The 9669-nt window shown below is 63.6% G+C and carries 10 protein-coding genes; 5 read left to right on the top strand and 5 right to left on the bottom strand.

The features are described 5' to 3' along the window. Nucleotides 1–948, top strand: a 948-nt coding sequence (locus ACH2EI_RS05145) for a pyridoxal phosphate-dependent aminotransferase (protein WP_395159332.1), incomplete at its 5' end; no start/stop codon positions are given. A 76-nt stretch (nt 949–1024) separates the two neighbouring features. Here ACH2EI_RS05145 and ACH2EI_RS05140 read toward each other — a convergent pair. From ACH2EI_RS05140 to cobO, 5 genes are read right to left on the bottom strand one after another with little or no spacing between them, the layout of a single operon-like run. After that, complete coding sequence (locus ACH2EI_RS05140) at nt 1025–1939, bottom strand: DUF368 domain-containing protein (RefSeq protein ID WP_395159330.1); 915 nt, start codon at nt 1937–1939, stop codon at nt 1025–1027. Between the two features lie 28 nt (nt 1940–1967). Next, nucleotides 1968–2729: an adenosylcobinamide-GDP ribazoletransferase gene (gene cobS / locus ACH2EI_RS05135; RefSeq protein ID WP_395155237.1), complete on the bottom strand. Its 762-nt coding sequence runs from the start codon at nt 2727–2729 to the stop codon at nt 1968–1970. Beyond that, nucleotides 2726–3712, bottom strand: coding sequence for a nicotinate-nucleotide--dimethylbenzimidazole phosphoribosyltransferase (gene cobT, locus ACH2EI_RS05130; RefSeq protein ID WP_395155238.1), 987 nt, complete (start codon nt 3710–3712; stop codon nt 2726–2728). The genes cobS and cobT overlap by 4 nt, the downstream gene beginning before the upstream one ends. 22 nt (nt 3713–3734) lie before the next feature. Further along, nucleotides 3735–4286 (bottom strand): bifunctional adenosylcobinamide kinase/adenosylcobinamide-phosphate guanylyltransferase, encoded by a 552-nt coding sequence (locus ACH2EI_RS05125; RefSeq protein WP_395155239.1) that lies wholly within the window; start codon nt 4284–4286, stop codon nt 3735–3737. 19 nt (nt 4287–4305) lie between these two features. Continuing rightward, nucleotides 4306–4911: a cob(I)yrinic acid a,c-diamide adenosyltransferase gene (gene cobO, locus ACH2EI_RS05120; RefSeq protein ID WP_395155240.1), complete on the bottom strand. Its 606-nt coding sequence runs from the start codon at nt 4909–4911 to the stop codon at nt 4306–4308. 266 nt (nt 4912–5177) lie between these two features. Here cobO and ACH2EI_RS05115 point away from each other — a divergent pair, with 266 nt between their 5' ends. The 4 genes from ACH2EI_RS05115 to ACH2EI_RS05100 are packed head-to-tail and all read left to right on the top strand — an operon-like array spanning nt 5178 to nt 9484. Further along, nucleotides 5178–6191, top strand: coding sequence for a helical backbone metal receptor (locus ACH2EI_RS05115; protein ID WP_395159328.1), 1014 nt, complete (start codon nt 5178–5180; stop codon nt 6189–6191). Between the two features lie 10 nt (nt 6192–6201). Next, a complete protein-coding gene (locus ACH2EI_RS05110; RefSeq protein WP_395159326.1) occupies nt 6202–7278 on the top strand; it encodes a FecCD family ABC transporter permease in 1077 nt (358 codons plus the stop codon). Next, nucleotides 7275–8078 carry an ABC transporter ATP-binding protein gene (locus ACH2EI_RS05105; RefSeq protein WP_395154803.1) on the top strand — a complete coding sequence of 268 codons (804 nt, stop codon included), beginning with the start codon at nt 7275–7277 and terminating at the stop codon, nt 8076–8078. Before ACH2EI_RS05110 ends, ACH2EI_RS05105 begins: the two co-directional genes overlap by 4 nt. Continuing rightward, nucleotides 8075–9484: a cobyric acid synthase gene (locus ACH2EI_RS05100; protein ID WP_395154802.1), complete on the top strand. Its 1410-nt coding sequence runs from the start codon at nt 8075–8077 to the stop codon at nt 9482–9484. The genes ACH2EI_RS05105 and ACH2EI_RS05100 overlap by 4 nt, the downstream gene beginning before the upstream one ends. Nucleotides 9485–9669: the final 185 nt, after the last annotated feature.

The following is a 9669-nucleotide window of genomic DNA, read 5'->3' as shown; positions in this document are numbered from 1 at the left end:
GGCTTTGCTTGCGAGCCCGCCAACGTGCTCGTCACCTGTGGCGGCAAGCACGCCGTGTACACAGCGTTTGCTGCGCTCTGTGACCCGGGCGACGAAGTTCTCTGCCCGGCGCCGTACTGGACCACTTACCCCGAGGCAATCACGCTCGCCGGTGGCGTTCCTGTCATCATCGACACCGACGCCGAGTCGGGCTTCCAGGTCACGATCGCACAGCTCGATGCCGCCAAGACCGACAAGACCAAGGTGCTCCTCTTCGTCAGCCCCGACAACCCATCCGGTGCGGTGTATCCGCCCGAAGCGGTCAAGGCGATTGGCGACTGGGCCGTCGCCAACAGCGTCTGGGTGATCACCGACGAGATCTACGAGCACCTGACCTACGGTGCTCATGAGTTCTCGTCGATGCCGGTGCTGTGCCCCGACGTTGCTGACCAGTGCATCATTGTCAACGGCGTCGCCAAGACCTATGCGATGACCGGGTGGCGCGTCGGCTGGATGATTGGCCCGGCCGATGTCATCAAGGCCTCGACAAACTTCCAGAGCCACGCCACCTCGAACGTGACGAACGTTGCTCAGCGTGCAGCAATTGCTGCGGTGTCTGGTTCGCTCGACGATGTCGTGATGATGCGCAAAGCTTTTGCTCGCCGTGCCGCGACCATGCACCAAATGCTCAATGCGATCGACGGTGTGACCTGCCTCGAGCCGCAGGGAGCGTTCTACTGCTACCCCGACATGACGGGGCTCCTCGGCAAGGACATCCGTTCCGCGGATGGGACGGTCAAGGTCGCCAACACGACAATCGAGCTCGCCGACATCATCCTCGAAGATGCCAAGGTGGCCTTCGTTCCCGGTGAGGCATTCGGCCTGCCCGGCTATGGCCGCTTCAGTTTCGCCCTCGGTGACGAGGACCTCGTTGAAGGTATTCAGCGCATCGCCGACCTCGTCTCTTGATGCAACTGGTTGCCCGATAGCTGCGTTGCGAGGGATCCGCGTTGAGCAAGCTCAACGTTGTCGCCCCGTGCCTTGCTCAGTCGTTGGGTTCGACGTCGACGAACTTGGTGCTGAGGATGTCGACGGCGACCACGACGATGATGCCGACGACAGCCAGAACGATCGGCAGGACGACGTTGCCAGAGGGAGCCGACAGCGTGGTGGTGTTGGTGCCGTTGGGCCAGGGCCAGAGCACACGCATCGAGCCGAGCATGAGGCCGACCATGGCAGCGATCACCCAGGTGCGGTAGTTCTCAAGGAGCCAGCTCAGCAGCGTCGAAAAGAGTGCGAGGCCGAGGACGGCACCGACGATGAAGGCACCGAGCGAGACGAAGTCGCGGTCGTTCACCGCTCCGAGTACTTCGGTGTACATGCCCATCATGACCAGGAGGAACGAGCCGGAAATGCCCGGCAGGATCATGGCGCAGATAGCGATCGCTCCGACCAGCAAGAAGATCAGCGGTGACCTGGTGACGACCTCGGCGGCGTTCTGATCGACCACGGTGTCGGACTTGAGGCCGAGGAGAAGGAACAGGCTGATCCCAACGCCGGCGATGATGCCGATTGCCGTCGCATCGACTCGGTCGAGCATGCGGTAGGCAATGTAGATCGTGCCGAGCACGAGCCCGAAGAAAAGGCCCGACATGGTGATCGGTTCGTCTTCGAGGAGGCGTTCGAGCACGGATGACAGTGCTGCAACGGCAATGAGAATTCCGGCGAGCAACGACACGAGCCAAACCCACTCGATCTCGCCGAGCGTGGCCTTGAGCGCCGTGATGTCTCCGGTCAGGAGCTCTTTCAACCCGCGAGCGCCGACCCGAATGTTGTTAATCAGTCGGCCGTAGATGCCGAGGACCAGAGCGACCGTGCCGCCGGAGACCCCGGGCACGATGTCGGCGGCGCCCATGGCAAAGCCACGAACGAGTTGAGCTGCGGGGGCCGGAATGTTCACGCGGTGAGACTACGAGCACCAGTCATTGTCACCACCAAAGGGAGTGGCGCGATGCGAGTCCGGTCGCAACGACGAGGATGACACACTCTGCGACCTGCTCGACGGCACCCAGGATGTCGCCAGACACTTCACCGAACGCTCGACGAGCCACAGCCGCAACCACGATGGTGCTGACCAGGGCAGCGACGGCAAATGGTCCGACCCACCACCCGGTCACCAGGGCCGCGATCGCGAGCGCGCCGGCCATGCCGATGACAGCACGCGAGCGGGTGAGCGACCGGGTGGAGTCGGCCCCGAGGCCATCCGCTGCTACCGGGTGAGCGAATCCCATGACACCAACAGCGGCACCACGGCCGAGTGTGTGGGCAGCAACCAGTGCTGCGAACGCGGCCGCTGGCGTCAAGGCTGCGATGCAAGCAATGCGCAACACGATGGTTCCGCACATGGCGGCCACGCCGTAGCTGCCATGCCGCGAGTCTTTGAGGATCTCGCGGCGACGTTCGGGAGTCCACCCGCCCATTGCATCGGCGGTGTCAGCGAGACCGTCTTCGTGGAACGCCCCGGTGACGATGATGCCGAGCAATACGGCGACTGTTGCCGCCACGGTGGGCGGGGTCAGCTCCATGAGGCCGGCTGCAACTCCACCGGTGGTGGCGCCGATCAGTGCACCTATGACGGGGAACCAGGGCACCGCCTTCGCGAGATCCGGTGCGGCGCGCAGCCGAATCGGAATACGCGTTAAAAACTGAGCGGCGCCCAGTGCGCCCCACGTTGGAAGCCCGTCGCTCACGCGAAGAACTCGGCGAACGTCGGCACCTCGCTGATGCCGGCGCATGCCATTCGAATCAGCGGAACAGCTGCCATCGCACCGGACCCTTCGCCGAGCCGCATGTCGAGGTCGAGCAACGGTTTCTTGCCGAGAAGGTCGAGCAACTTGCGATGGCCGGGCTCGGCGGAACAGTGGCCGACGATGCAGTGCTCGAGCGAGCCGGGGTTAATCATCGCCAGCGGGAGTACTGCCGCCGTGGTGACGTAGCCGTCGAGGACCACGGGGATCGACCGATGCCGTGCAGCGATGGTCGCAGCGGCAATTGCTGCCAGTTCGGCCCCTCCGACCTCACGTAACACCTCGATCGGATCGGTGATTCCGGCGATCCGGCGCTGTGCAGCCTCCACGGCGTCTGCCTTACGGCGGAGCCCTTCGTCGTCGACACCCGTGCCGCGGCCGACCCATGACGCAGCCTCGCCACCTGCGAGCGACGCCGCGATGGCCGCAGATGGCGTGGTGTTGCCGATGCCCATTTCGCCGAGCACGAGCAGGTCGCAATCGAGTGCATCGATGGCCTCGAATGCCTGTTGGACCACAGCATCGAATCGTTCGGGCGTCATTGCCGCCTCGATCCGAATATCACCGGTGGGTCGCCCGACGCCGACGTCGACAGCACGAAGCTCGGCGCCTGCGGCCCGCGCGAAGGCGTTGATCGTCGCTTGACCGGCCTCAAACGCGGCGAGCATTCCGGCGGTGACCTCAGGCGGATACGCGCTCACTCCGGCGGCGGCGACGCCGTGGTCTGCTGCGAAGATGATGCCGGCTGGCCGCTCGATGGCAGGGCGATCGGTGCGCTGCCAACCGGCGACCCATGCTGCGGTCGCATCGAGCCATGCAAGAGCCCCGCCCGGGCGCAAGATCTGGGCGGCCCGCTCGACGACGGCTTGGTGGGCGGCGGCGTCGCACGGCGGCAGGCCGGCGAGACGATCGTGCAGCAGGGTCATGGCGTGGAGTCTGCCGGATGGGTCATTCGAAATCGCCCAGGAGCGTCCACGGATCTTCGAGTTTCGTCGCGCGGCCGGCGACGAGGTGCAGGACCGTGTCAGCAGCAGCGGCCCACTCTTGGTTGACGAAACCGTGAACGTCCCGGTAGCGGCGCGCGAGGGCATTGTCGGGAACGATTCCGAGCCCCACCTCGTTCGTGATGACGACGACGGGATCTCGGCGCAACGCCACACCGGCAGCATCGGATGTCGCCTGATTGCGGATGTACTGATCGCTCCTGCCGTCCCACATGAGGTTCGAAGTCCACAGCGTCAGGCAGTCAATGATGACGAGACCCTCGGGGGCAGCTTCCACTGCAGCTGCAAGGTCGAGGAGCTCCTCGATCGTTTGCCAGTCGGTGGGGCGCTCCTCGACGTGACGATCGATGCGCTGACGCATGTCGTCGTCGATTGCAGGTGCCGTGGCGATGAAAGAAACTGGGCCCGAACATCCAGCTTGGTAGCGACGTCCGATGTCGACAGCGAGCGAGCTCTTACCGCTTCGAGCCCCGCCGATGAGAACAGTAAGTGACATTAACCCTCGCGGTCGTCCGTTAGAAGTCGATGCCGCGCATGGCACGAATGCCGCTGGTGTAGGCATGTTTGATTTCAGTCATTTCGGTCACGGTGTCGGCAAGTTCGATCAGTTCAGGAGCGGCGTCGCGGCCGGTCACGATGACGTTGACGTGGCGTGGCCGGTCGGCGATTGGGCCGACGATGTCGGCAATCGGGAGCCAGCCAAACGACGCGAGATAGGTCAGCTCATCGAAGATCACCAGCTGGTGTTCGCCGGCCTCCATCAATTCGATGGCCTTTGCCCACCCCTCGGCGGCGTGTGCCTTGTCGTTGGTGAGGTCGTCGGAATCCCAGGTAAAACCGTCACCAAACGAAAACCAGTCGACGCCGAGCTTGCGACCCATTTTTTCTTCGCCGACGTTCCAATTGCCCGACTTGATGAACTGCACGACGGCGACGTTCCAGTCGCGCGCAAGCCCACGGATCATCATGCCGAATGCCGACGACGACTTGCCCTTGCCGTTGCCGGTGTTGACGATGACCAATGAGTCAGCGCGACGTAACCCGTCGGGGCGCGGATCCTCGGTAGGTGCTGTGTCAGGAGCTTCGGCTGGAGTCTTTTCGGTGGGAATTTCGCTCATCATGGAATGTGCAAGGTTACGGAAGCCCGCACTACGATGTCCAGTTCACATCAAAGTGAATCGTCCTACAACGCAGCGAAGCCTGGTGAGAATCCAGCACTGTCCCGCAACGGTGGTCTCGGAGTAACCCGAGCAAGTCCGGTCGCCTGCACGTATGACGCGATATCAAACCCTCGAGGCAAGGGAAGGTTCGCACCCGGTGGCTGATGCTGCCGGATGAGCCCAGCTTGTCCTCCATCACACCCCTCGATATCGAGGTTGGAGGAACAATGCGTTCAACAGAACGGTCCACCCGCAAGAAACTCATCGGCGTAGTCGTCGCGCTCGCCTTCGTGGCAGCCGCGTGCGGCAGTGACGATGCCGAGAGCACGAGCACCGACGCGCCGGCCGAGACGGAGGCGCCGGCCGAGACGGACGCGCCGGCCGAGATAGAGGCACCCGTCGAGGCCGAACCGGCGAGCACCGAGGCACCGGCTGACACGACCCCCGAAGATGCCGGCTTGCCCGAGCGAGTCATTTCGCTCAGCCCGACACATACCGAAATCATGTTCGCGATCGGCGCTGGCGACCTGCTCGTTGCTGTCGACGACTTCTCGAACTTCCCAGCAGAAGCACTCGAACTGCCGAACGAACTGTCTGGCTTCGAGCCGAACGTCGAGGCAATCGCGGCGTATGAACCCGACCTCGTGCTCATCGGTGGCGACTTCTCCGGTCTTGGCGACCAGCTTGCAGCTATCGGCATCGCATCGTGGGACGGCCCGGCCGCTACGACGATTGACGACACCTATGCCCAGATCGAACAGCTCGGTGCCGCCACCGGCAACGTCGGAGGCGCAGCTGAACTGGTGCTCGACATGCAGACCCGTCTCGCCGCAGCGATCGCTGCAGCACCGCAGGTCGACCGTCCGTTGAGCATCTATCACGAGCTCGATCCGACGCTCTTCAGCTCGGATTCGACGACGTTCATCGGTGAGATCTACACCTTGCTCGGTCTCCAGAACATCGCTGACCAGGCTGAGGGCGACAACTTCGGGTACCCGCAGTTGAACGCTGAGTTCATCGTTTCTGCCAACCCGGACCTGATTTTCCTTGCTGACACGAAGTGCTGTGATCAGACCATCGACACGGTTGGAGCGCGCGACGGTTGGGATGTCATCGCTGCGGTCCAGAACGGCAACGTCATCGAGATGGATGACGACGTTGCCTCGCGTTGGGGCCCGCGCATTGTCGACTACGTCGAAGCAGTCTCGGCAGCGGTTCAGGCTGCCGCCGTTCCGGCGTAGTTTCTCCCACATGTCTTCTCTCGCAACGGGTTCCGAGCAGGCGTCGCCTGCGCGAGGTCCGTTGCGAGATGGAGTCTGGTTCACGGGTGCTGCAGCCGTGCTGCTGGCAGCAATTGTGTTCGGCTCGTCGATCGGGCCAGCCGGGCCCGATTGGTGGCGCGTGCCACTGGAACTCCTCAATCGTTTGCCGCTGATCGACTTCGATTCAGGAGTGACCGACGGTGAATGGGCGATTGTCTGGAAGATCCGGATGCCGCGTGTCATCCTCGGCGGGCTCGTTGGTGGCATGTTGTCGATCGCCGGAGCTGCGTACCAGGGCGTGTTCCGTAACCCCCTTGTCGACCCCTACCTCCTCGGTGCCGCAGCCGGTGCTGGCCTTGGGGCAACCATTGGTCTGACGATCGGCCGGAGCGCCACCTCCGGCTGGCCGATCGACCCCGTCCCGGCAATTGCATTCGTCTTTGCTGTCGCAACGGTGATGGTCACGTACACGGTCGGAGCAGCATTCGGTGGCTCACGCACTGGTGTCACGCTCGTCTTGGCCGGCGTCGCGGTGGTGTCGTTCACGTCGGCAATTCAGGCGTTTATCCTGCAGCGCAACCTTGACGTGATTCGCGAGGTGACGCGCTGGTTGCTCGGCAGCCTCACTCGATCGAGTTGGGCAGACGTTCGGCTTGTCTTGCCGTATGTCGCCTTCAGTTCGTTGGTGTTGATCATGCATCGCCGACATCTCGATGTGTTTCGCGTCGGCGACGAAGAGGCCGCAACGCTGGGTGTTTCGGTCCCCCGAACTCGGCTGGTCATCGTGATCGCTGCAACGCTGGGAACTGCTGCGGTGGTGTCGGTGAGCGGACTGATCGGCTTCGTCGGCCTCGTCGTGCCGCACGTGGTTCGACTCATCGCAGGTGCAGGGCACCGTCGACTCCTGCCACTCTCGATGATGGGAGGGGCCGCATTCATGATCCTTGCCGATGTCCCCGGGCGAATGCTGACACGGCCCGCAGAGACCCCGATTGGGATTGTCACGGCGTTTGTCGGGGCCCCGTTTTTCCTGTATCTCCTCCGCACGAGGCGCGTCGGAGCATGAGCACTTTGACGCTGGAGGACGTCGCAGTTCGCTACAGCAAGCGTGGCGTGTCGGCGTTGGCCGGCTATTCCGATGTGATTTTGCCTGGCGAGTGGCTTGGCCTCATCGGGCCGAACGGCGCCGGCAAGTCGTCGTTGCTGAAGGCGATTGCCGGATTGGTCCGCTCCGATGGTCGTCTCGCTGTCGACGGCGTCGTGCTCGACGATCTCAACGACCGGTCACGAGCGGCGCTTGTTGCCTACGTCGCACAGGATCCGTTGATTCCCAACGACATGACCACACGTGAATACGTGCTGCTCGGTCGGACGCCGTACATCGGCTACTTCGGCTCACCGACCCGCGCCGATCACCGAGTCGTCGATGATGTACTCGAACGTCTTCGCCTCGGTGAGTTCGCCGATCGCTTACTCGGTGAACTGAGCGGGGGAGAGCGGCAACGCATCGTCCTCGCTCGAGCACTGGCGCAACAGGCGCCGATCCTGCTGCTCGACGAGCCGACGTCAGCCCTTGACATCGGTCATCAGCAGCAGGCGCTCGAACTGGTGGCCGAACTTCGTCGCACCGAGCGAATCACCGTGATCAGTGCGTTGCACGATCTGACGCTTGCCGGCACCTACACCGACCGCTTGGTCATGCTGCACCACGGTGATGTCGTCGCAGCCGGCGACGCCGCTGAGGTCCTGACGGCCGACCGTCTCGGAAAGATCTACAACGTGTGCGTCACGGTCGAAGTGGACGTCGATGAGTTGGGCAACCGGCAGGTCGTTGTCGTCCCGCGCCGGGGTTTCCCTGCACCATGACTGCCCTCCGTCCGCTGATGGTGCTCGGATGCACTTCTGATGCGGGCAAGTCGCTCCTCGTCACGGCGCTGTGTGCCTGGTTCCGACGTGAGGGTGTTCGCGTCGCCCCGTTTAAGGCGCAGAACATGTCGAACAACGCCCGTGTCGTCGCGACGCCGCACGGCAACGGCGAGATCGGGGTCGCGCAGTGGTTGCAGGCCAGCGCAGCCGGGCTTGAGCCCGACGTCCGGATGAACCCGGTGCTGCTGAAGCCGGAAGCTGACACACAGAGTCAGGTTGTCGTGCGCGGCGTCGTCGATCGCGAGTTGACGGCCATGCTCTGGCAGGACCGCCACGATGCGCTCTGGATACCGATGGTCGAGGGGTTTGACGACCTCGCCGCGGAGTTCGACCTCGTCGTGATCGAGGGGGCTGGCAGTCCGGCCGAGATCAACTTGGTCGATCAGGTCAACAACCGGATGGTTGAACACGCCGACGCAACTGCGCTCCTGATCAGCGACATCGATCGCGGCGGGTCGTTCGCCCACCTCTACGGGACCTGGGCGCTGGTTCCCGAGGCCACGCGCGACCGGCTCGCCGGCTACGTCCTGAACAAGTTTCGAGGCGACCCGACGCTGCTCGCACCGGGCCCTGGGCGATTGACCGAGATGACGGGAATGGCCAACGCCGGGGTCCTGCCGATGTTGCGTCATCGGCTCCCGCGCGAGGAAGGGGCGGTCGAGCACGGCGATGCACCGGCCGGCGCGCCATCGGTGGCGATCCCACGGCTCCCGTTCGGATCGAACCTCGACGAGTTTCACATGCTGAGCCATGCCGCCAGCGTTCGCTGGGCAACCGACGCAGCCTCCTTCGAGCGAGCCGACTTCGTGATCCTGCCGGGCTCCAAGCATGTCGTTGCCGACCTCGCATGGATGCGAGAGCGCGGCCTCGATGTCGCAGTTGCTCGTGCCGCGGCGGCTGGGACACCGGTGATCGGCGTGTGCGGTGGCGCGATGATGCTGGGAATGTCACTCGACGATCCGAATGGCGCTGAAGGCTTCGCTCGCGGGGCGGCTGAGATGCTCGGGCTGCTGCCCCTGAGGACGATGATGGCTGATGACAAACTGACTGTCCGGTCGAGCATCGACTGGGAAGGCGAACAGCATGACGGCTACGAGATCAGGTACGGCCGGGTGTCGGGAGGTGACGATCTGGTGGTCGCGCGGAGCGCGCTTGGCCCGGTCGGCTGGCGCAGCGGCAATGTTGTCGCGACCACGATCCACGGCCTCTTCGAAGACCCAGCATTTGTCGAGCGTCTGCTCGGTGTTCGCATCAGCCCGGTGCTCGATGACACCTTTGCGCAACTCGCTGACGCCGTCGAGCAGCATCTCGATACGGATCTCCTGCGCCATCTCACCTCGACCTGACTGTCCGATCCACCTCGGCTCGAAATTCTGTCACGCTTTGGTCAGCTTGGTTTCAAGCGGTGAGTGCAACGATCTTCTCGTTCCACATTTCTAGCGGAGTTCTAAACTCGTGGCGTGCTCGGGGCCGGCCGTTGAGCTCGCGGGCGACCTCATCGAGACGTTCTTGACTATGAACCGACAAGTCG

Source organism: Ilumatobacter sp., from assembly GCF_041688325.1.
GTDB lineage: Bacteria > Actinomycetota > Acidimicrobiia > Acidimicrobiales > Ilumatobacteraceae > Ilumatobacter_A.
The sequence above is the reverse complement of the archived record's forward strand: the minus strand, read 5'-3'. Positions and strand labels throughout refer to the sequence as shown.